We start from the raw sequence: 21869 nt of genomic DNA, 5'->3' as shown, positions 1-21869 counted from the left end.
CAAAACAATGCGTTGCGGGAACACATGCCCCTACAGGGCGTCCGGGCGCAGCGCGATGTGGTCCGCCGCGAGGTCGACCGCGACACGGTGCTCCATGCCCAGGGCCTGCAGGAACTTCGGGGGCAGCTGGACGCGTCCGGACCGGTCCAGGACGACGTACTCGCGTTCGCTGATCGACTCCGCGCCGTGTTCGTCCGTGACCAGGCGGCGCAGGACCTCGCTGCTGGTGCGGCCGTCGCGGATCGCGACCGTGCGGCGGACCTCGCCCGCCACCATCGGGTCGTGCGTCACGATGACCACCGTCACGCCGAGTTCCTTGTTGACGGTGCGGAACGCCTCGAAGACGGCTGCAGCCGTCTCCGAGTCGAGTTCGCCGGTGGGTTCGTCGGCCAGCAGCACCTTGGGGTCGTTGGCCATGGCCACCGCGATGGCCACGCGCTGCTGCTGGCCGCCCGACAGCTCCGCCGGTCGCCGGTGGGCGAGGTCGCCGATCCCGAGCGCTTCCAGGATCTCGCCCACCCGCGCCGAGCGGCGTGCGCCGGCGCCGCGCCGCGGCCCGTCGCCCTTCAGCTGCATGGGCAGGGCCACGTTCTGGGCGGCCGTCAGGAAGGGCAGCAGGTTGCGGGCCGTCTGCTGGAAGACGAAGCCGACCGCTTCGCGCCGGTAGCGCAACCGGTCCCGCGCCGTCAGTTCGAGCAGGTCGTAGCCGGCGACCGCCGCGCTGCCCGCCGTCGGGACATCCAGTCCCGCCAGGATGTTCAGGAGGGTCGACTTGCCGCTGCCGGACGCGCCCACCAGGGCCACCAGGTCGCCCTGCTCGACCGTCAGCTCCAGCCCCTGAAGGGCCTGCACCTCGATCCCGTCGGTGCTGAAGATCCGGACCAGGCGGTCGCAGGCGATCGCGGCGCCGGCCGGCCGGGTGCGGGGCTCAGCGGCGGCCGCCGCCCGGCGGCGCAGCTCCTCGTACGTCGGCTGGTCGCTCTTCAACGCTGGTCTCCCGCTCTCAACTCGGTGGTGATCTGCCGGCGCCCGGACGTCGCCGCCTCGACGAGGACGGCCGCGGCGACCAGGGCCGCCAGGCCGAGCGCCTGGGCCAGTACGGGCCCGGCCGTGAGCCGTACGCCGGTCGGGACGCCGGCGCCGACCAGGGTGGTCAGGTCGATCGCCGGGCCGAGCAGGGCCACGGCGGCGGCCGCCACCAGGGCGCCGCCCAGGGCCGCGGCCAGGGTCTGCGGCAGGGTTTCGGCGAGGATCAGCGCCACGCCCTGCCGGCGGCGCAGTCCCATGGTGCGCAGCCGGGCGAGGAGCGCTGCCCGTTCGGGGACGCTCCGCATGAGCGTGAGCAGTACGGCCAGCAATGCGAACCCGGCCGCTGCGGCCACGGAGGCCCAGAAGAGGCGCTCGGCCGACCGCTGCAGGGGATCGGCGCCCAGCGCGGCCACGGCGTCGGCGCTGGTGCGTACGGGATACACCTCGTCGGCCGTTTGCGCCCCGGGGGCCGCGGCCCGGCCGTCCGCAGGGGCCGGGCTCTCCCGTGTGGGGGCCGCCGACGTCGGGGCCGGGGCCGCGGCGGAGGCCGACGCCGCCGGGGCGGGGGCCGCGGGCTCCGCCCCGAGCGTCGACCGGACCAGCGCGCGCAGCCGGTCCCCGGCGACGGGACCGAGGCCGAACCACCGGTTCGGGCGCTCGGATCCGGCGATGAGGCCCGTCGCCCGGCCTGCCGGCAGGACCACGGTAGCGGCGTCCGCGGCCGGCACCGCAGGCGTGCAGTCGATCACGGCGGCGCCCCGGACGCGTACCTCGCCTCCGTTGCCGGGCTGGACGGTGAACGTGCCCGAGCCGCCCAGGCGCTGCACGCCGGAGCTGAACAGCGCGGGCACCGGCGCGTCCGCGGCCTCGCCGGCCGGTGTGGCGAGCAGGGCCGGGTCGAAGGGGCCACAGCCGAGGACGCGGGACAGTTCGGCGTACGCGGCGGGTTCGACGACGATCAGGTTGACTTGGCTGGAGCGCTGGACGGTGCCGACGAGGGCGGAGTCGTGGTCGATCCACAGGGGCACGGACGTCCGGACGCCCGGCAGCTCGCCTGCGGCATTCGCGAGGCCGTCCGGGAGGTCCGCCTTGCCGAAGGAGGAGATCGCCGCGTCGCCCCCGACGGACAGCCGGGCGACGCCGAGCCGGTTGGAGTCCACGGACTGCAGGACGGCGGCGCCGAACCCGCCGGTGGTGATGGCGAGGAGCAGCGCGACCATCGGCAGCACGGAGGGACCCGAGCGGCCGGTGCCCCGGGCTCCCGAGCCGCGGGCCGCCCGGGCCAGTCCGAGGAAGCCGACCACTCCGGGGCGGCGGCCGGCCGCCCGGGCGAACCACCCGGTGACCACGGGCTGGACCCGGGCCAGCAGCAGCGCTCCGCACAGGGCGAGCAGCAGCGGGGACGCGACCAGCAGCGGGTCCGGGTCACCGCCGGCCGGGCCGACCCCGCGGCGGCGGACGGCCAGCACGGCGGCGGCTGTGGCGGCGAGGACGAGCAGCTCGCCGACAAGCCGCCGCCGGCGCCCGCCCGGACGCGGCGGGGTCAGCAGCACGGCCGCCCGTACGGGGAGGGCCAGCAGCGCGAGCAGGGCGACGGTGACCGCCGCCAGCAATGCGGGGGCGAGCCGCGGCGTGGGCAGCAGGAGCACCGCGAGGACGGTGGCGGCGGCCGCGGCGGGCAGTACGGTGACGGCGCCCTCGCCGAGGAGCCGGCCGACGATGGCGGAGCGGGAGCCGCCGCGGGCCAGCAGCAGCCGCAGTTCGGCGTCGCGCCGGTCGGCGGCGAGTGCGCCGGCGAGGCACAGGACGACGAAGGCGACGCCGGCCACGCCGGCGGGTCCGATCAGTGCGAGGGGCGCCGCCGCCTGCCTGCGCTCGTGGGCCTGCTCGAACAGCTCGGGCAGCCAGGAGGTCGTCCGCAGCCGTTCGCGGCGGGTCTCGAAGGCGAGGACGGCGGCGGTGGGTCCGGCCACGTAGGAGGCGATCTCCTGCTGCGTGGCGGCGAGCCGGTCGGCCCGCAGGCGCCCGACGTCCACCGGCAGGCGCCAGAAGTCCTCGGCGGTGTGGCCCCAGAGGTCCAGCCGGTCGAGGTCGCCGGTGCCGACGAGGGCGTCGACCTCCCAGTAGCTGTACTCCTCGGCGTACGTCCGGCAGGCCTGTGCGAGGCAGTCCAGGTCGACCCAGAAGTCCTCGGTCTCGTCCGTGGCCGCGTAGAGGCCGACGACTTCCACGGACGGCGTGCCGTCGACCAGGGGCGCGCTGCGCAGGACGGACCCGACGCGGGCGCCGAGGGCGTGGGCGGCCTGCCGGGAGAGGGCGACCTGGAGCGGGGGGTCGTAGCCGGCGGCCCCGGACGCGGGGGTGCCGCCCGGCCAGCGTCCCTCCACGAGCTTCACGTGGTCCTGCGCCTGCCGGACGTGGAGCAGGGACATCTTGGGCGGGAGTCCGGACGGGCGGGACAGTTCCGGGTTCAGCAGGGGCTGGCGCTTGGTGGTCCGCGTGCCGTGGACGACCGTGCCGGGGTCGACGTGGAAGGTGTCCCCGGTCCGGGCGAGCAGGCTCGTCAACGTACGGTCCAGGGCCTCGGCGCTCTGCCCGGACGCCGGCGCCGGGGCGGTCGCCCGCAGGCTGGTACGGGTCGGCCCGCTGTCGTCCAGGAAGGACCGGAGGGCCTGGTCGGCGCCGCGGTCCTGGGCGCGCGGCAGTGCGGCGGCCAGCAGGACGGCGACGAACGCCAGGGCGGCGGCGAGGAGGGTGCCGACCGGAGCCGCGCGCAGCCTGGTCCGGACCCACGGCGCGGCCGACGGCCCGGGGGTGGCCGGCGGGACGGGCGGCGGCGGGGTGCTCACATCTCCTCCACGGGGCGCAGCCGGGCGGCGATGTCGCGGCCCCGGGGGCCGCTGAGGACGGCCGACAGCAGGGGTACGGCGGCGATGGCGGCGGCCGTCAGCAGGATCTGCCAGGACGACATGTCCACCTGGACGGGCGGGTAGGGCCGCCCGGCCGACGGCGTCAGTACGGTCAGGGGCGCCAGCAGGTGGACGAGGGCGACGCCGAGCCCGGTGCCGACGGCGGTCCCGATGGCGATCAGCACGCCGCCCTCGGCGGCGGCCGCCGCGGCGAGGGATCGGCGCGGTGTGCCGAGGGCGAGCAGGACGGAGAACTCGCGTCCCCGCACGCGCCGTTCGGCGGCGGTGGAGGTCGCGAAGCCGATGGCGGCGAGGACCGCGCAGGCGACGGCGAGGGCGGCGAGCGCGCTCTGCGGACCGGCGCTCAGGGGATCGTCCAGCAGCCGGTCGGTGATCTCCTCGCGGAGCTGGACGCGTTCGGTCCGCGCTCCTGCGCGCAGTTCGGCGGCCGCGCGGGCCGGGACCGGGTCGGTGGCCGAGGCGGCGGGCAGCCACCACTCGGTGGGCGCGGGCGGCTGTCGGCCCGCGGACTCCACGAGGTAGCGGCCCAGCGCGCGCAGGTCGGCGGCGACCGCCGTGCGTCCGGCCACGGGGAGGGCGTCGACGGCGGCGGTGATGCGCAGGGGCACGGTCGCCCCGTCCATCGGGACCGGGACGGTGTCCCCGACGGAGGCGCCGACGCTGCTCAGGTAGCGGGTGGTGGCGACGGCCGGGACCGCGTCGGCCGCCGGGGCGGCGGGCGCCGGGTGCAGCACGGTGGTGACCCCCCGCTCGGTGCCGAAGCCGCCCCAGTAGCGCAGCCGGGCCAGGTCCGTGGAGCCGGCCGGGACCGGGGCCGCCTCCGGGGCCCGCTGGAGGCGCTGCTCCTGCGGGCGTGAGGACCGCCAGCCGTCCGGGCCGGCCGGGCCGGGTACGGGAACGGCTGCCGCGGCGCCGTCGACGGTGTCGGAGACGGCGATGCGGCGCAGGGTCAGCTCGCTGCCGTCGCCCGGGGGGCTGCCGTCCCCGGCGTAGGAGAGGCGCAGGCCGGCGAGGGTCAGGGGCGGCGCGGCGGAGCCGACCGGGGCGCCGGTCAGGGTGTCCAGGAGGAAGGAGAGGGTGGCCTCGCCGGTGGTGGGCAGGGTCGCCGACTGGGTGCCGTGGACCGCCCCGAACCGGTCGCGCAGCAGGACGCTGACGGCGGCCCAGCCGGTACCGGCGGACCGTACCGTCACGTCGAGGTCGACCCGGCGGGGGGAGCCGGGCAGGGTCACCCCCGGGGCGCGGGCGCCGTCGGCGGCGAGCGGGCCGAAGAGCTCGCGCAGGTCCCGGCCGCCGCGCAGGTCGGCGCGGAGCGGCACCTGCTCGCCGGCTTCGGCGGCGTCGAACGCGAGGATGTCGGCGACGGCTCCGCCGGGCAGTTGCTGCTCGCGGCGGGCCACCGGGTTGAGGCGGTCGCCGCCCGGCAGGGCCCCGTAGCGTCCCGCCTGCCCCATCGGGGTCATGCTGCTCGCGGAGATCCGCAGGCCGCCGGCGGTGGCGAAGTCGGCCTGGTCGCGCTGGGACGCGGACCAGGCGGAGTCCTGGCCGAGGGCCAGGATCCCGCTGGAGACGGCGAGCACGAGGAGCAGCACGGGGCCGGTGGCCCGGCCGGGGCGGCGGGCGAGCTGCCAGCCGAACAGGGCCGGGGCCAGGCTCCGGCCGCGGGCGGCGAGCCGTCCGCCGGCGCGCGCCGCGAACGGCAGGAGGCGCAGGACGAGCAGGGTGCCTGCGCACAGGGCGAGGGCCGGGGCGAGCACCAGGACCGGGTCGACGCCGAGCCCGTCGCCCGAGCCTGTGGCGGGCGGCGGAGCGTCGGCGGCCGCGTACTGCGCGAGCTGCTGGTACCCGAGGACGGCGAGGGCCACCACGGCGAGGTCGAGGCCGGAGCGGGCGACTCCGGCCACCCTCGCCTGCCGGCTGCCGACGCGGCGCAGTACGGCGGCGGAGGCGCCGCGCAGGAGGGAGGGCAGGGTCGTGAGCAGGACGCAGGTCAGGGCGCAGGCGGCCGCGACGGGCCAGACCAGCCAGGTGTCCGGGATGTCCAGGTGGACCCGCTCCAGCGGCCCGAACCGGCCGAAGAGGCGCAGCAGGGGCGGCGTCAGCAGGGGTGCCAGGACGGCGGCGGGCAGGGCCAGCAGCAGGGACTCGGCCGCGCTCAGGGCGCCGAGCCGCCTGCGGGAGGCGCCGCGGGCGGTCAGCAGGACGTGTTCAGGCTCCTGGCGGGCCGTCACGATGTGGGAGACGAGGAGCAGCGCGGCGGTGGAGAGGACGGCGAGCTGGAGCGCGCCCATCATCAGGGTGGAGCGGGCGACGCGCATGCCGGAGTCCAGCTCGGCGAGGACCTTCGGCAGCTCGGTGGTGGCCCGCAGGGAGGCGGTGCGTTCGAGGTCGGCGGTGGCCGGGTCCGCGGCGGTGCGGACGGCTTCGGCCTCGGCTGTGCGCAGGGTGCGCAGGTCGGGGGTGAGCAGGGTCTGGCGGTAGTTCTGCAGGAGGGCGCCCGTGGTGAAGGCGCTGTCGTCCACCAGCAGCGGTCCGTACGTGGCCAGGGTGGTGGACTGCACCTCCCGGCCGCCGAGCGGGTCGAGCCGCCAGTAGCCGGCGTCGGGGTCGGCGGCCCGGTAGACGCCGGTGACCAGCACGGTCAGCGGGGGGCCGCCGAACCGGTCGTCGAGCCGGACCGGCGCGGGCAGTGCGGACTCGGCGAGGCCGAGCCGGGCGAGCGCGGCGCGCGGGACGGCGACCTGGGTCGGCGCCGCGGCGGCACCGGCCACGGGGGCGGGGACCGGGCCGGGCCACTGGCCGGCGAGGAGGCGGACGTGGTCCCGGCCGAGGGCGGCGAGCAGGGTCAGGTCGGCGTCCTGGCCCGAGGCGGCGGCGCCGGGGAGTCCGTACGAACGGCTGCGGGCCACGCTCTCGGTGGCCACGGGGAGCCGCCCGAAGACCCGGTCCGCGAAGGACCGGACCGACGCGTCGTCCCGGGCGCGGTCGGCCGCGGGACGGCCACTGGTGATCACGACGGTGGTCCGTGGCTGTTCCGGGCCGGTCAGGGCGCGCCGCAGCCCCTCCTCCCCCACGCCCCGGGTGAATGCCGTCAGCGCGGTCAGAGCGGTCGCGGTGATCAGTACGGTGAGCAGTACGGCGACGGCGAGCGGCCAACGCCCGCGCAGCCGGCGCACGACGAAGCCGAGCACGTGTTGCGTTCCTCCCCCACCCGGACCCTCGGTACCGGATAGCGGACGATGTTGTCAGATTCGAGCCAAGTACGGAAGGGGCTTGCGTGATGGGTGCGACAGATGCGCAAATGCGATCAGAAAGCTGCAACGGCAGCGTGAGGGGGCCACGAGCCGCGGAGCCGAACACTCCGCCGGGACGACCCAACGGGGGGAAAAGGCGATGACGGACCAGCAGGAAACGGCCACGGCCGCGACCACTGCGGCACGGCAGGGCGGCGGCACGCCGATTGTGGTCGTGGACGACGTGCACCACAGTTTCGGCGGCGGGGCCCAGGCCGTCCACGCGCTGCGCGGCGTGTCCTTCGAGGTCCGCCGGGGCGAACTGACCGCGCTCAAGGGCCGCTCCGGCTCCGGCAAGACCACCCTGCTGAACCTCGTCGGCGGCCTCGACGCCCCGACCGGCGGCCGGATCAGCGTCGACGGCACCGACCTGGCCACCCTGGGCGAGCCGGACCTGCTCGCCCTGCGCCGCGACCGCATCGGCTTCGTCTTCCAGTCCTTCGGCCTGATACCCGTCCTCACCGCCGCCGAGAACGTGGGCGTACCGATGCGGCTGCGCCGCGTACCGGCCAGGGAGCGCGAAGAGCGAGCCCGCACCCTGCTGGCCCTGGTGGGCCTCGCGGACCACGCCGAGCAGCGGCCGGGAGAGCTCTCCGGGGGCCAGCAGCAGCGCGTGGCGGTGGCCCGCGCCCTCGCCAACGACCCGGACCTGATCATCGCGGACGAGCCGACCGGGCAGCTCGACTCGGAAACCGGCCGGTCGATCATGGAGCTGCTGCGCGCGGTGGTGCGCAGCGAGTCGGTGACCGTCCTGGTCGCCACCCACGACGCCCACCTGATCGAACTGGCCGACCGGGTGGTGGAGCTGCGCGACGGCCGCATCGCCGAACCCGCGCCGGCCGCCACGCAGGCGTGAGGCGGGGAGGGCGGAGGGACCACGGGGGGCGCGGGCCCGCCCCGTGGTGCGTGACGGCGTTCATGGCGACCGCAGGGGGATGAGCCGGAAGCCGTGTCCGGTGGCGCGTCCGTCGGCACTCGGACCCCGGACCCGGAGTCCGCCCTCGCGGGCGAATCCTTTGCCCAGTACGACTGATGCCCCCGCACGGGTGGTCCGCCCTGCGGCTCGCGGCCCGGCGGAAGACCGACGCCCCTATAACAGGGTGCGCTCCGCTCTCCTCCGCACGCCTCGACTGATGGGTCGTCATATCATGCTGAAGGCCGCCCTGCGGGCCCTTGCCGCCACCTTCCTCCTCACCGTCGTCGTCACCCCGTCCGCCACCGCGGCGCCGGCGGCAGCGGCGGACGACACCACCGCGCCCTGCGGCCCGGTCGTCGCCTACCGGGCCGCGGACTGGTGGCGCACGACGACCGTTGCGCACATCGCCCGCACGGTCGCCGTCACCGCCGACGACGAGCGCTGGCAGTGGCGCGAGGACGTCAACACCCTGTGGCGCGGCGACACGAGGGAGAACGTCGAGGAGATCTTCCGGTCCGGCTTCACCCCGCGCGGCGACCAGGTGATCCCCCTCGCCGAGTACATCGTCAAGGGAGGCGGCCAGCTCAGCGCCCACCTGAGTACCAGCTGCGACGAGTCGGTGGCCAAGCGCTTCGCGACGTACGGCGCGGAGAAGACCGGCTGGGTGTACGAGATCCATGCGCCCGGCGGCATCGACGTCAATGCGACGGCGCGCGTGAACAACTACCAGTCGCCGTACCTGTGGAACAAGGAGATCGACTTCCCCGGCGGTGTCCGGGGCAACTTCATCAAGGGCGCCTGCAAGTACCGGCTGACGGGTACCGACCCGGTGACCAACGACAAGACGTGGGAGCAGCTCGGCTGCAAGGACAATGCCGGCTTCGCGCCGTACAGGTCTCTTCCCGCCGCCCTCACCCCCGCTCGCTGAACGGATCCGAGGGCGCGACCGCCGCCGGGCCGAAAGGGCGATGCCGGAGCCACCACCGCCCGGTGATACTGCTGCCATGACCGACCCGTCCGTGACCGACCTGCCCGCCGCCGTTCAGGATGCGCTGTCCGGCCTCGCCTTCGGTGATGCCTTCGGCGACCGCTGGTTCGGCATCCTGCGCCGTCAAGGGACGGCGGCCCTGGAGTCGCGCACCGTGCCGCCGGAACCGCTGTGGCGGTGGAGCGACGACACCGCCCAGGCGCTCGTCCTCGTCCGGGAACTCGCCGAGGGAGGTGGCGCGGTGGACCAGGACCGCTTCGCCCTGCGTCTCGCCGCGGCCTACGCCGAGGACACGCACCGCGGCTACGGCGCCTCGATGCACGACGTCCTGCGCCGGATCGGCGCGGGCGAGCCCTGGCGGGAGGTGGTGGCGGGGCAGTTCGGCGGCCAGGGGTCCTGGGGCAACGGTGCTGCGATGCGCGTTGCCCCGCTCGGTGCCTGGCACGCCGCCGACCTCGACGTCGTCGCCGAGCAGGCCGCCGCGCAGAGCGCGGTCTCGCACCACCATCCGGAAGCGGTGGCCGGCGCGGTCGCGGTCGCCGTCGCCGCCGCGCTGGCAACGCGCAGCCGGGGCGGGCCCGCGCCGGCCGGCCCGGACCTCCTGCGGCAGGTCGTCGCGCACCTGCCCGACAGCGATGTGCGGTCGGGGGTGCGGACGGCGTCCCGGCTGTCGGCACGCGCCTCGGTCCGGCACGCCGCGGAGGTCCTGGGTTCCGGGTACCGGATGTCCGGCCCCGACACCGTCCCGTACGCCCTGTGGTGCGCGGCGGGCCACCTCGACGACCTGCACGAGGGCCTGTGGGCGACCGTCGGCGGCCGCGGCGACATCGACACCACCTGTGCGATCGCAGGCGGTGTGATCGCGGCCCGCACCGGCGTCACCGCTCTGCCGCCCGCTTGGCACGCGGCCCGCGAGCCGCTGCCCGCGCTGCGCTGAGCACGGGTCGGGCCCGTCAGGCCGGGGTGAGCAGGCAGAATTCGTTGCCTTCCGGGTCGGCGAGGACCGTCCAGGGGATCTCGGACTGGTCGATGCCGGGATCGGTGGCGCCCAGGGCGCGCAGACGGGCCGCTTCGGCGGCCGGGTCGTCGCCCGGGTAGGGGCGGATGTCGAGGTGGACGCGGTTCCACCCGCTCTTGGCGTCGGGCGTGCGGATGAACTCCAGGTACGGGCCGACCCCCGCGGCGGAGCGCAGGGCCGCCCGGTCGTCGGTCACCTCGTGCAGCGTCCAGTCCATGGCCCCGTCCCAGAACCGGGCCATCGCCCGCGGGTCCGCGCAGTCGACCACCACCGCGGCGACCGGTCCGGTGTCCCGGTAGAGGGGGCGGGGTTCCAGGACGCAGAACTCGTTGCCCTCGGGGTCGGCCATGACCGTCCAGGGGACGTCGCCCTGGCCGACGTCGGCCGGCGTCGCGCCGAGGTCCCGCAACCGCCCGACGAGTTCCGCCTGGTGGGCGGCGGAGGTGGTGGCCAGATCGAGGTGCACCCGGTTCTTGACCGTCTTGGGTTCCGGGCGGGCGATGATGTCGATGCAGACGGCCACGGGGTCGGGGTAGGAGAAGCCCACGGGTTCGAGGTTGGTGACGCCGGGTCCCTCGCTGTCGACACCCCAGCCGAGCGCCTGGGCCCAGAAGCGGCCGAGTGCGGAGTCGTCCTGCGCCTTCATGTTGATCTGCACGAGTCTCGTAGCCATGGCGCTGATCCTAGATCGCTTCGGGGCCCGGCACCCGGTCGAAACAACCGGGCCCGGTGGCGGGGCGAGAGCCCGGAGTCAGGCCAGGGCGGCCGCGTAGTGGTCGGCGTATGCCTGCAGACGAGGGGCGAGTCGCCCTTCCGCTCCGGTGGAGTTGAGCTGCATCCACAGCTCGTTCTCCACGACGAAGCGGTACGCGAACTCTTCGAACGAACCGGCGCACCGTATCAGGGAGCCGGCGGCGGCCTCCCGGAACTCGTCCGCCGGCTCCCCGGCCGACGCCGCCCACGCTTCGGCGGACTCCAGCTCCAGGTGCGAGCACACCACGAACGCCTCCCCCGAGGGCCGCAGGTACAGGTACCAGATGACGCAGTCCTGCTGGTCCCGCAAGAACCGCACGAGACGGGCGCCCTCTTCGGCCGGGCTGCGCAGCGCCGCCGACAGATCGGTCCAACAGGCCGTCACCGACACCTCGTCGAAGGCACGGCACCGCCGCTCGCTGCTGTAGAACGCGGCGAAGTCCGCAGGCAGCGCGATCCCGGCCCCCGCCAGCTCCCGTTCGAGGGCTTCCAGATGTGCCACGTGCTCCGACGGCCCGCTGCTCGCACCGCCCATCCACCCGAACCCGCCGTCGAGCCCCACGGCGTCCAGCGGGGGCAGGCTGTCCAGGGGGTAGACCTCGTAGGTGGCGTCACAGGGGCGGAACCGGCCCAGGTCGGTGGCGCACCAGCCGGTGGGAAAGCGGACGGACGCGGCATCGGATACGGCAACGGACATGGAAAACCCCTCGTGGTGAGCCCTGATCAGCGGTACGCACCCCATCCTGCCGCTCACCACTGACAACGGCCGTCACCGCCCGCCCGTCCCGATACCGGTCCAGGGCCTCAGCGGCGGACGCGGGGCATGCCCAGGCCGATCCAGGAGATGATCTCGCGCTGGATCTCGTTGTTGCCGCCGCCGAAGGTGAAGATGACCGCGCTGCGGTAGCCGCGTTCCAGCTCGCCGTGCAGGACCGCGCCGGCGGAGCCGTCCTTGAGGGGGCCGGCCGCGCCGACGACCTCCATCAGCCAGGCGTAGGCGTCGCGGCGGGCTTCGGAGCCGTAGACCTTGACCGCCGAGGCGTCCTGCGGTGTCAGGGTGCCGGTTTCGACGGCTTTGACCATCTGCCAGTTGAGCAGTTTCATCGCGTCGAGGCGGGCGTGGGTGCGCGCCAGCCGGCCGCGGACCCAGGACAGGTCGATGACGCGGCGGCCGTCCGCGAGCTTCGTCGATGCAGCCCAACGCTGGACGTCGTGGAGGGCCCGGACGGCCATCGTGCCGTGCGCGGCCAGGGTGACGCGCTCGTGGTTGAGCTGGTTGGTGATCAGTCGCCAGCCCTTGTTCTCCTGGCCGACGCGGCGGGTGGCGGGGACGCGGATGTCCTCGTAGTAACTGGCCGTCGTGTCGTGGGAGGCGAGGGTGTTGATGAGGGTGCAGGAGTAACCGGGATCCGAGGTCGGGACGAGGAGCATGGTGATGCCCTGGTGCGCCGGGGCGTCGGGGTCGGTGCGCACGGCGAGCCAGACCCAGTCGGCGGTGTCGCCGTTCGTGGTCCAGATCTTCTGCCCGTTGACCACGTAGGTGCCGGCCTCCTCGTCGCCCTCACGGACGGCCTTGCACGTGAGTGCGGCCAGGTCGGTTCCGGCGTCGGGCTCGCTGTAGCCGATGGCGAAGTCGATCTCCCCGGCGAGGATCCGCGGCAGGAAGTACGCCTTCTGCTCGTCGGTGCCGAACTGCATGATGGTCGGCCCGACCGTGTTGAGCGCCATCAGCGGGAGGGGTACGACGGCCTGTGCCGCCTCGTCGAAGAAGATGAACTGGTCCATCGGCGTCATCCCGCGGCCGCCGTACTGCGTGGGCCAGCCGACGCCGAGCCAGCCGTCGGCGCCGAGCCTGCGGATGGTCTCCCGGTAGAACCGCTTCCGGGCGGCCGGGTCCTCGTAGCGGGCGTGGACGTCCTCCGGGACCAGCTCGGCGAAGTAGGCGCGCAGCTCGGTGCGCAACTGCTGCTGCTCAGGCGTGTATTCGAGGTGCACGGCCCCTCCGGGAGTCTCGCGGCCACAGCGGGCTCGCTGCGATGGCGGCGGTCAGACTAGAACCTGTTGCAAGAATTCGGAAGGTCCTGCGCGCCTGCCGTTCGCTCCCCCGCGGCCCCTGCTTCGACCGGGGCCACCCGCCGCTCCTCTCCGCACAGGACGACTCCGGCGGCCGCCCGTCAGGTGAAGAGGTACAGGAGGTCGAAGCGGACGAGGTCCCGCGCCGTGTCGAAGTGGTACTCCCCCGACGGGCGCCCCCCGCTCCCCTCCCGGTTGGCGTAGGTGTCGAAGTGCGGGCTGTGCTGCCAGGCCGCGCCGACCGGTGCGTACGGGGCCAGTTCGGCGGGCAGCGCGGACGGCGCGGCAGCGGGCGTGAAGGCGTACTCCGCCCGGCCCGTGACCGCCGCCGCCCCGCCGGCCGCCAGCCGGGCGACGCCGACGAGGCGGATCCTGGAGTCGGGGCCCGGGACGGTACGGCTGCCGCCCGGCGCCTCGTCGATGTCGTAGCCCAGCCAGTGCGCCTCGGCAAGGCTCCCCACAGACGGCCCGAAGCGCGCGTTCAGCGGCTCCAGGTCGGTCCGCACGCGCGACCCGGACGCGTCCCGCCGGGGCGCTTCCCGCCCGGGCGCGTCCGACCGGGGCCGTACCGCGCACGCCGTGCCCGCACCCGCGCTCAGCAGCGGGAGGCCGGCGAGCAGCAGGAAGCGCCTGCGGTGGATGCGTCCCCGCCCAGCGTCCACGCCCGACCCCCGGTGCCGTTCAGTTCAGGGCTGCGATCATAGCCGCGGCCGTCGCCGTCATCGCCTCGCGGGCCGCCGTCAAGTACGGCCGGGGGTCGGCCGGGGTCAGGTGGGTACGGATGGCATCCGTCATGGCGAGGTTGAGCGCGGTGCCGATGTTGACCTTGCGGATGCCTCCCGCGACCGCCGCAGCGAGCTCGGAGTCCGGCAGCCCCGACGAGCCGTGCAGGACGAGGGGCACCTCCACCGTCTTGGCCAGTCTGGCCAGCAGTGCGTGGTCGAGGGATGCCGTCCGGCTGGTCATGGCGTGGCTGCTGCCGATGGCGACGGCCAGGGCGTCGACCCCCGAGTCGGCGACGAAGCGCCGCGCCTCGTCGGGGTCCGTACGGGCGCCGGGCGCGTGCGGGTCCAGCGGTGCGGCGCCGTTCTTGCCGCCGACCTCGCCCAGTTCGGCCTCGATCCACAGCCCGTTGGCGTGCGCCCAGTCGGCGGCCGAGCGGGTGGCCTCCAGGTTTTCGGCGTAGGGGAGCTGTGCCGCGTCGTACATCACCGAGCTGTACCCCGCGTCGCACGCCTGCCGCAGCAGCTCGGGGCTCTTGACGTGGTCGAGGTGCAGGCCGACCGGGACGGTCGCCGCCTCGGCGCAGGCTGCGGCCGCCCGGGAGATGGGCAGGAGCCGCCCGATGCGGAACTTCACGGCGTTCTCGCTCAGTTGGAGGATGACCGGCAGCCCGGCCGCCTCTGCTCCGGCGACGACGGCTTCGGCGTGCTCCAGCGTGATGATGTTGAAGGCGGCGACGGCCCGACCCGCAGCGGCCGCCTCCCTGACGAGTTCACCGGCGCGGACGAGGGTCATCGGACCGCCTCCTCGCCGGTGGAGAGGATCACCGAGCGGGTCAGATGGCGCGGCGCGTCGGGGTCCAGCCCGCGGTCGGCTGCGACGGCGAGGGCGAGGCGGTGCACACGGACCAGTTCGGCGAGCGGGTCGAGCCGCCCGGCCACCCAGTGGCCGCCCGTCCGGCGGACCTGTTCGGCGAGCCCCTCGGGGGCCTCGTCGAGGGACCAGGTGAGGGTGCCGGGGCCGGAGATGCTGACCGGCCCGTGCCGGTACTCCATCGCCGGGTAGGACTCGGCCCAGGACAGCGAGGCCTCGCGCATCTTCAGGGCCGCCTCGTGGGCGAGCCCGGTGCTCCATCCGCGACCGAGGAAGGTGAACTGGTTCCGGCCCGCCGACTCCGGGGGAAGCGGCTCGGCGAGGGCGGTGCGGGCGTCGGCGACGGCGGCGGCGCGGTGCAGGCCGACGTGGGCGCGCAGCAGGGTGAGGGCGGTGGTCGCGAAGCGGGTCTGCACGACGGACTGTTCGTCGGCGAAGTCGAGGACGACGAGCTCGTCCGCGAGCGCGGTGACCGGGGTCGCCGGGTCGCCGATGACGGCGGTGGTCGGGACGCCGGCGTCCCGCAGGGCGGCCAGCAGGTCGAGTACCTCGGTGGTGGTGCCGGAGCGGGTGAGGGCGACGACCCGGTCGTAGCGGCGGTGGCGGGGGAACTCCGAGGCGGGGAAGGCGTCGGTCTCCCCCTGCCCGGCCTGCTCCCGCAGCACGGCGGCGGCCTGGGCCATGTAGTACGAGGTGCCGCATCCGACGAGCGCGGTGCGCTCCCCCGGCTGCGGCAGCACCGCCCGCCGGGCCGGGGCCAGTTCGGCGGCCCGCTCCCAGCATGCGGGTTGCGTGCCCAACTCGTACGCGACGTGACTCATACAGGCTCCCTCGTGCGACAGACGGGTCTGAATGCGTGTGCGTGTGCGTGGTGCGTTCTGTTCTGTGCTGCGCGTGGTGCGTGTGCGCCGCGCGTGACGCGTGGTGCGCGGCGCTGGGCGCCTGACGCGGGGGCGGCGTCTTGCGCGTTCCTGCAAGGTAGCGGCCTTTTTCACGCAACTTCAAGCAACCACGGTGGGTGGTGCTGGGTTAGTGTCGCCGGGAGATGGCCCGACCGGGCCACGGGGCGAGCACGCAACGAGCGCCGACGAACACCGGAGGGGCGGCCGATGACCCGCAAGGAGCGCTGGCAGACACTGCTGGACCTGCTGGTGGAGCGGGGCGAGCTGGAGGTGGAGCCCACCGCCGAGGCCCTCGGGGTCTCCGCGGCGACCGTCCGCCGGGACCTCGACCAGCTCGCCGAGCAGCAGCTCCTGGTCCGCACCCGCGGGGGCGCGGTGGTGCACGGGGTCTCGTACGAACTTCCCCTGCGCTACCGGACGTCACGGCGCGCGGCCGAGAAGGGCCGCATCGGCGAGGCCGTCGCGGCCCTGGTCACCCCGGGCGAGGTGGTCGGCCTGACGGGCGGCACCACGACCACGGAGGTCGCGCGGGCGCTGGCCCGCCGCCCCGACCTGGCCCAGGGGTCGCCGGCGCTCACCGTGGTCACCAACGCCCTGAACATCGCGGGCGAGCTGGTGATCCGGCCGCAGTTCAAGATCGTGCTGACGGGCGGCGTCGCCCGCCCGCAGTCGTACGAGCTGACGGGCCCGCTCGCCGAACAGGTACTCGGGCAGCTCGCGGTGGACACCGCGGTGCTCGGCGTCGACGGCTTCGACCCGCGGGACGGCGCGGCCACCCGGCACGAGGACGAGGCCTCGGTCAACCGCCTGCTGTGCGAACGCGCCCGCCGGGTGGTGGTCGCGGCGGACTCCAGCAAGCTGGGCGTTCGCGCCTTCGCCCGCATTTGCGCGGCCTCGGCCGTACACGTCCTCGTGACGGACACGGGCCTCGCCCCCGCGGTGGCCCGAGCCTTCACCGCGGCGGGCGTGGAGGTGGTCACCGTGTGAACGGCCCCTCCACCGGCTCCCTCAGTGGGCCGGCAGCCGCTCCGACTCCCGCAGCAGGGCGGCCAGGACGGGCGCGATGAGCGGGTGGGTCTCGGCACCGCGGCGGGTGGCCGCGAAGACCCGGCGGGTGGCGGCCGGCCCGGTGACCGGGCGGACCTGCACCTCCTTGAGGTCCATGCCGCGCAGCGCGGAGCGCGGCACGAGGGCCACCCCCGCCCCTGCTCCGACCAGCGCCGTCACGGCCCGGAAGTCGTCGGAGGAGTGCGCGAACCGCGGCTGGAAGCCGGCCAGTTCGCACGCGAGCAGGGTCACGTCGTGGCACGGGTTGCCGGGGTACTGGCCCACCCAGTCCGCGTCGGACAGGTCCGCCAGCGACACGGCGGGCAGGTCGGCCAGCGGGTGCCCCGCCGGCAGGACCGCGTCGAAGGGCTCCGCGTACAGCGGGAGGACGGAGAGCCGGCCGTCGTCGGCGCCCGGAGCGCCGCGGTACTCGACCGCGAGCGCGAGGTCGGCCTCGCCGTCCAGCAGCAGCGGCAGGCTCTGGTCGCCCTCCGCGTCGCGCACCCGCAGCCGGATCCCCGGCTGCTCCAGCGCGAGGCGGGCGATGGCGGGGGCGAGCACCTCGGCGATACCGGTGGCGAAGGCGGCCACGGTGACCTCGCCGGCCGTACCTCCCGCGTACGCCGCGAGTTCCGCCTCAGCCCGTTCCAGCTGGGCCAGTACCTCGTGGGCGTGGCCGACCAGGATCTCGCCGGCCGCGGTCAGCCGTACGCCGCGGCCGCTGCGGGTGAGCAGCGTGTGGCCCGTCTCCTGTTCCAGCGCCGCGAGCTGCTGGGAGACGGCGGAGGGGGTGAGGTAGAGGGCTGCGGCCGCGGCGGTCACCGTACGGTGGTCCGCCACGGCCCGCAGGATGCGCAGCCGGCGGGGGTCGATCACCCCTCCATCATGTCAGCCCCGAGCGGCGGCGAGCGCCGCGCGGGCGTCGACGAAGGCGGCCACGGCGCGCTCGACGTCGGCCGTGGAGTGGGCCGCCGAGAGCTGGACGCGGATACGGGCCGCACCCATGGGCACCACCGGGTAGGAGAAGCCGATGACGTAGACCCCGCGCTCCAGGAGCAGCTCGGCCATGCGGCCGGCCTCCGCCGCGTCGCCGATCATCACGGGGGCGATGGCGTGGTCGCCGGGCAGGATCTCGAAGCCCGCCTCGGTCATGCCGGTGCGGAAGAGAGCGGTGTTGGCGGCGAGGCGTTCGCGCAGGTCGCCGGCCGACTCCAGCAGGTCGAGGACCTTGAGGGAGGCTGCGGCGATGACCGGCGCCAGGGAGTTGGAGAACAGGTACGGGCGCGAGCGCTGGCGCAGCAGCTCGACGATCTCGGCGCGCGCCGCGACGTAGCCGCCGGAGGCGCCGCCGAGGGCCTTGCCGAGGGTGCCGGTGATGATGTCGACGCGGTCCATGACGCCGTGCAGCTCGGGGGTGCCCCGGCCGCCGGGGCCGACGAAGCCGACGGCGTGGGAGTCGTCGACCATGACCATGGCGTCGTGGCGCTCGGCCAGGTCGCAGATCTCCTGGAGGGGGGCGACGTAGCCGTCCATGGAGAAGACGCCGTCGGTGACGATCAGCTTGCGGCGGGCACCGCCCTCGGTGGCCTCCTTCAGGCGCGCCTCCAGCTCGGCCATGTCGCGGTTGGCGTAGCGGAAGCGGCGGGCCTTGGACAGGCGGATGCCGTCGATGATGGAGGCGTGGTTCAGGGCGTCGGAGATGACCGCGTCCTCGGCGCCGAGGAGCGTTTCGAAGACACCGCCGTTGGCGTCGAAGCAGGAGGAGTAGAGGATCGTGTCCTCCTGGCCGAGGAAGGCCGACAGCCGCGCCTCCAGCTCCTTGTGCACCTCCTGGGTGCCGCAGATGAAGCGGACGGAGGCCATTCCGTAGCCCCAGCGGTCCAGGGCGTCCTTCGCGGCGGCGATCACCTCGGGGTGGTCGGCCAGCCCCAGGTAGTTGTTGGCGCAGAAGTTGAGCACCTCACCGGCGGTGCCGCCCGCGGTGACGGCGACGGCCGCGCTCTGCGGGGTGCCGATGACCCGCTCGGGCTTGTGCAGGCCGGCGGAGCGGATCTCGTCGAGGGTGGTGCGGAGGTCGTCGCGGACGGTCTCGAACATGCTGCGTTCTCCTTGTGCGGCGGAGGGGGCCGGGCCCCGCGGAGGGGGGAGGGTGTGCGGGGCCCGGCCGGAGGGAGAGGGTTCGGTGGGACGGACGGCGGTGTCCGGCGGCGTTACGCCGTCCAGTCCAGGATGATCTTGCCGCTGCGGGCGGTCGCGGCCTCGTCGAAGGCGGCCTCGAAGTCGCGGTGGGAGTAGCGGCCGGTAATGACGGGGCTGAGGTCGAGCCCGCCCTCCAGGAGCACGGTCATCGCGTACCAGGTCTCGAACATCTCACGGCCGTAGATGCCCTTGATCGTGATCATCGAGGTGACGACCTTCGCCCAGTCCACGGGGAACTCCGTCGCGGGCAGGCCGAGCATGGCGATCCGGCCGCCGTGCGTCATGTTGTCGATCATGTCGCGCATCGCCTCGGCGCGCCCGGACATCTCCAGGCCGATGTCGAAGCCCTCACGCAGGCCGAGCTGTGCCTGCGCCGCGGCGATCGAGGACTCGGCGACGTTCACGGCGAGCGTGGCGCCGGCCTTGCGGGCGATCTCCAGGCGCTCGGGGCTCACGTCGGTGATGACGACGTTGCGCGCGCCGGCGTGCCGGGCGACGGCGGCCGCCATGATGCCGATGGGGCCGGCGCCGGTGATCAGCACGTCCTCGCCGACCAGCGGGAAGGACAGCGCCGTGTGCACGGCGTTCCCGAACGGGTCGAAGATCGCGGCGACGTCCAGGTCCACGGCCGTGCGGTGCACCCATACGTTCTGCGCGGGCAGGACCACGTACTCGGCGAAGGCGCCGTCGCGGCCCACGCCGAGCCCCACCGTGCTGCGGCACAGGTGGCGGCGGCCGGCCAGGCAGTTGCGGCACTTGCCGCACACCAGGTGGCCCTCGCCGCTGACCAGCGCACGGAGCTCGATGTCGCGCACGTCCGCGCCGAGCGCCGCGACCTCGCCGACGAATTCGTGGCCGAGGACGAGCGGGGTCCGGATCGCGCCCTGCGCCCAGCCGTCCCAGGAGCGGATGTGCAGGTCGGTTCCGCAGATGCCGGTGCGCAGCACCTTGATCAGCACGTCGCCGGGGCCGTACTCGGGCTCCGGGACGTCCATGAGCCAGAGGCCGGGCTCGGCCTTGTGCTTGACGAGTGCCTTCATGGGTGGCTCCAGGCATGCGGAACGGGGCGCCGTGAGCGTGCGGGGCTCGGACGGCGTCGGTGACGGGCACCAATCTGCCGATCTCCGTGGTGATCAGTCCATCTAGACTTTCTTAAACGGGCCGACAGCGCAGCTTCACGAGCGCGTCCTCACCCCTATGCTCCTCCCTTGACGGGGCAGGGAAAAGGGGAGGTGAGGGGCGTGCCGAGTCTGCGGAGCAGGGCGCTTTCGGTCGCCATGGTCGCGGTGGGGCGGCGAAGACGGTTCGCGAGCGCGGAGGCGGTGCGCGACCGGGTGGCGTCGGCGGTCCGCCGACCCGCGTCGCACCTGCCGCCGCGCCGCCTGGGGCGGGTTGCGGAGATCTCCCGGACCTTCGTCGGCGCCTGGCCGGTGTACGACGTGTCTCCGCTGGGCGCAGAGCCGGCGGCGCATGTGCTGTACGTGCATGGTGGCGGCTACGTGGGCGAGCTGGAGCGGCGGCACTGGGAGCTGGTGCGGACGCTGGTGACGCGGGCCCGGGCGCGCGTCGTCGTGCCTGCTTACATCCTGGCCCCGCGCGGCACCGCGGACCGGACCGTTCCGGTCGCCACGGACCTGCTGAGCGGCCTGATCGCGGGCGGCGGTGACGGCGGGACGGTACTCATCGGCGACTCGGCCGGAGCCGGAGTGGCCCTGGCGGCCGCCCAGCGGCTGCGCGACCGCGACGGCGAGCAGCCTTCGCGGATCGTGCTGGTCTCGCCCTGGCTCGACGTGACGATGAGCCATCCGGACCAGGCGGCGATCGAGGAGGCCGATCCGCTGCTCGCCCGCGCGGGCCTGGCGGAGGCCGGGCGGCTGTACGCGGGGACCCTGGCCGTGGAGGACCCCCTGGTCAGCCCACTGCGCGGCGCCTTCGGGGGGCTGGCGCCGCTGACGGTGTTCAGCGGGACCAGGGACGTGCTCTCGCCGGACAGCCGGGAACTGGTGCGCCGGGCCCGTGCCGAGGGGACCGAGGTGGAGTTCCACGAGGCGGAGGGCCTGCCGCACGTGTACCCGCTGCTGCCGGTGCCGGAGGGCCGGGCGGCCCGCGACCGGATCGTCGAGCTCGTGAGGGCCGCGGCCGAACTGTGACGAGGCGGCCCCCGGCACCGATCAGGCCGTGCAGGTCATGAGGGAGCTGATCGGCCATGCCCGGTACGCCGTCCAGTACGCCTCGTCGCGTACGGGGTCTGCGGGCGGCGTCCGGTTCGGCTGCCAGCCGACGGTGACGAAGCCCGCCTCCACGGCGGCTTCGGCGAGGTCGGCGTGGGCCCACTCGCGGAACTCGAACGGCACGGGCGGCTCGGTCAGGAAGTGGGCCTTCAGCAGGGGCGCGTCACCTTCGCGGACCCGGTCGAGGATGCGGACGCCGTACGGCGACCAGTCCACCTGCGGGAACGCACCGGCGTTCGGCACGATGGCGAGCAGCCGGCCGCCGGCGCGCAGGTTGGCGCGGACGGACCGGAACATCGCGTGCAGGGTCCGGCGGTCGGGGGCGTAGCTGAAGACGTAGGCGGCGGTGGCGACGTCGAAGGGGCCGAGGTCGGGCAGTCCGGCCGCGTCGGCGACGAGGTACTCGACGTCGGGGCGGTCCTTGGTCGCCTCGTGTGCGCGGGCCAGCCGGATCATCTCCTCCGAGACGTCCACGCCGACGGTGCGCCGGGCTCCGCCGCGGGCCAGCAGCCGGGTGTTGTAGCCGTATCCGCAGGCCAGGTCGAGGGCGTCGAGGCCGCGCAGTCCGCCGAGCGCGTCGATGGCACCGTGCAGGGTGTAGGTGTCGGCCGCGGAGAAGGCCGCGGTGCTGGTGGATTCCGCGTAGCGCTCGCCGATGGTGTCGTACTGGAACCGCATGCTCTGCCTTCCGGTGGCCTGCCGGGGGGGTGGGACGCGTGCGTATCGTGCCCCGGGGCGCGTGCGGGTGGCGGTGCGCACACCCGTCCGTCCCCCGGACGAGGGAAGCGGTCGGCCTATCGCGGCGGTCCGGACCCTGCCGGGCACGGCGGCCGCGGCGGTGGCGGGCCCTTCGGGACGAGGGGCCCGCCGCGTCCAGCGGTGCTCCTGCGGCCC

18 protein-coding genes are annotated in these 21869 nt (G+C 74.8%); 5 read left to right on the top strand and 13 right to left on the bottom strand.

The window, feature by feature from the left end; translation table 11 throughout:
• Nucleotides 1-30: 30 nt before the first annotated feature.
• From IF89_RS0100930 to IF89_RS0100920, 3 genes are read right to left on the bottom strand one after another with little or no spacing between them, the layout of a single operon-like run.
• A complete protein-coding gene (locus tag IF89_RS0100930; RefSeq protein ID WP_030759526.1) occupies nt 31-987 on the bottom strand; it encodes an ABC transporter ATP-binding protein in 957 nt (318 codons plus the stop codon).
• Entirely contained in the window at nt 984-3878 is a 2895-nt protein-coding gene (locus tag IF89_RS0100925) for a hypothetical protein (protein WP_030759524.1), read from the bottom strand. Before IF89_RS0100925 ends, IF89_RS0100930 begins: the two co-directional genes overlap by 4 nt.
• A complete protein-coding gene (locus tag IF89_RS0100920; protein WP_051806674.1) occupies nt 3875-7150 on the bottom strand; it encodes an ABC transporter permease in 3276 nt (1091 codons plus the stop codon). Before IF89_RS0100920 ends, IF89_RS0100925 begins: the two co-directional genes overlap by 4 nt.
• Before the next feature lie 202 nt (nt 7151-7352).
• Here IF89_RS0100920 and IF89_RS0100915 point away from each other — a divergent pair, with 202 nt between their 5' ends.
• The 3 genes from IF89_RS0100915 (at nt 7353) to IF89_RS0100905 (ending at nt 10093) form a co-directional block, all read left to right on the top strand.
• Nucleotides 7353-8108 (top strand): ABC transporter ATP-binding protein, encoded by a 756-nt coding sequence (locus IF89_RS0100915; RefSeq protein ID WP_030759518.1) that lies wholly within the window; start codon nt 7353-7355, stop codon nt 8106-8108.
• 277 nt (nt 8109-8385) lie between these two features.
• Entirely contained in the window at nt 8386-9096 is a 711-nt protein-coding gene (locus tag IF89_RS0100910; protein ID WP_030759515.1) for a scabin-related ADP-ribosyltransferase, read from the top strand.
• 76 nt (nt 9097-9172) lie between these two features.
• Entirely contained in the window at nt 9173-10093 is a 921-nt protein-coding gene (locus IF89_RS0100905) for an ADP-ribosylglycohydrolase family protein (RefSeq protein ID WP_051806673.1), read from the top strand.
• Between the two features lie 16 nt (nt 10094-10109).
• On the opposite strand, the gene IF89_RS0100900 is transcribed toward IF89_RS0100905, so the two are convergent.
• The 6 genes from IF89_RS0100900 to IF89_RS0100875 form a co-directional block, all read right to left on the bottom strand.
• Nucleotides 10110-10847, bottom strand: a complete 738-nt coding sequence (locus IF89_RS0100900; RefSeq protein ID WP_030759510.1) for a VOC family protein — start codon at nt 10845-10847, stop codon at nt 10110-10112.
• Between the two features lie 78 nt (nt 10848-10925).
• Entirely contained in the window at nt 10926-11624 is a 699-nt protein-coding gene (locus IF89_RS0100895) for a hypothetical protein (protein ID WP_030759507.1), read from the bottom strand.
• Between the two features lie 107 nt (nt 11625-11731).
• The gene (locus IF89_RS0100890) at nt 11732-12922 is read right to left on the bottom strand and encodes an acyl-CoA dehydrogenase family protein (protein ID WP_030759504.1); all 1191 of its coding nucleotides are present in this window, start codon (nt 12920-12922) and stop codon (nt 11732-11734) included.
• Nucleotides 12923-13101: 179 nt separating this feature from the next.
• Nucleotides 13102-13662, bottom strand: coding sequence for a hypothetical protein (locus IF89_RS0100885; RefSeq protein WP_030759501.1), 561 nt, complete (start codon nt 13660-13662; stop codon nt 13102-13104).
• A gap of 19 nt (nt 13663-13681) precedes the next feature.
• Nucleotides 13682-14518, bottom strand: a complete 837-nt coding sequence (locus tag IF89_RS0100880) for a class II fructose-bisphosphate aldolase (protein ID WP_030759498.1) — start codon at nt 14516-14518, stop codon at nt 13682-13684.
• Nucleotides 14515-15417 (bottom strand): SIS domain-containing protein, encoded by a 903-nt coding sequence (locus IF89_RS0100875; RefSeq protein WP_030759495.1) that lies wholly within the window; start codon nt 15415-15417, stop codon nt 14515-14517. The genes IF89_RS0100880 and IF89_RS0100875 overlap by 4 nt, the downstream gene beginning before the upstream one ends.
• 288 nt (nt 15418-15705) lie before the next feature.
• Here IF89_RS0100875 and IF89_RS0100870 point away from each other — a divergent pair, with 288 nt between their 5' ends.
• Nucleotides 15706-16485, top strand: a complete 780-nt coding sequence (locus IF89_RS0100870) for a DeoR/GlpR family DNA-binding transcription regulator (RefSeq protein WP_030759492.1) — start codon at nt 15706-15708, stop codon at nt 16483-16485.
• 21 nt (nt 16486-16506) lie between these two features.
• Here IF89_RS0100870 and IF89_RS0100865 read toward each other — a convergent pair whose 3' ends face one another.
• The 3 genes from IF89_RS0100865 to tdh form a co-directional block, all read right to left on the bottom strand.
• Nucleotides 16507-17421: a LysR family transcriptional regulator gene (locus tag IF89_RS0100865; protein ID WP_030759489.1), complete on the bottom strand. Its 915-nt coding sequence runs from the start codon at nt 17419-17421 to the stop codon at nt 16507-16509.
• A gap of 12 nt (nt 17422-17433) precedes the next feature.
• Entirely contained in the window at nt 17434-18642 is a 1209-nt protein-coding gene (locus tag IF89_RS0100860) for a glycine C-acetyltransferase (protein ID WP_030759486.1), read from the bottom strand.
• Nucleotides 18643-18755: 113 nt separating this feature from the next.
• The gene (gene tdh, locus IF89_RS0100855; protein ID WP_030759482.1) at nt 18756-19784 is read right to left on the bottom strand and encodes an L-threonine 3-dehydrogenase; all 1029 of its coding nucleotides are present in this window, start codon (nt 19782-19784) and stop codon (nt 18756-18758) included.
• 201 nt (nt 19785-19985) lie between these two features.
• Between tdh and IF89_RS0100850 the strand changes: the two genes are divergently transcribed.
• Nucleotides 19986-20894, top strand: a complete 909-nt coding sequence (locus IF89_RS0100850) for an alpha/beta hydrolase fold domain-containing protein (RefSeq protein ID WP_063831226.1) — start codon at nt 19986-19988, stop codon at nt 20892-20894.
• Nucleotides 20895-20915: 21 nt separating this feature from the next.
• Here IF89_RS0100850 and IF89_RS0100845 read toward each other — a convergent pair whose 3' ends face one another.
• On the bottom strand, nt 20916-21653 hold the full coding sequence (locus IF89_RS0100845; RefSeq protein WP_030759477.1) for a class I SAM-dependent methyltransferase: 738 nt from the start codon (nt 21651-21653) through the stop codon (nt 20916-20918).
• Nucleotides 21654-21869 lie beyond the last annotated feature (216 nt).

It is taken from the genome of Streptomyces sp. NRRL F-2664, from assembly GCF_000719345.1.
Lineage (GTDB): Bacteria > Actinomycetota > Actinomycetes > Streptomycetales > Streptomycetaceae > Streptomyces.
Note: the sequence above shows the minus strand (reverse complement) of the source record. Positions and strands in the feature narration are given on the sequence as shown.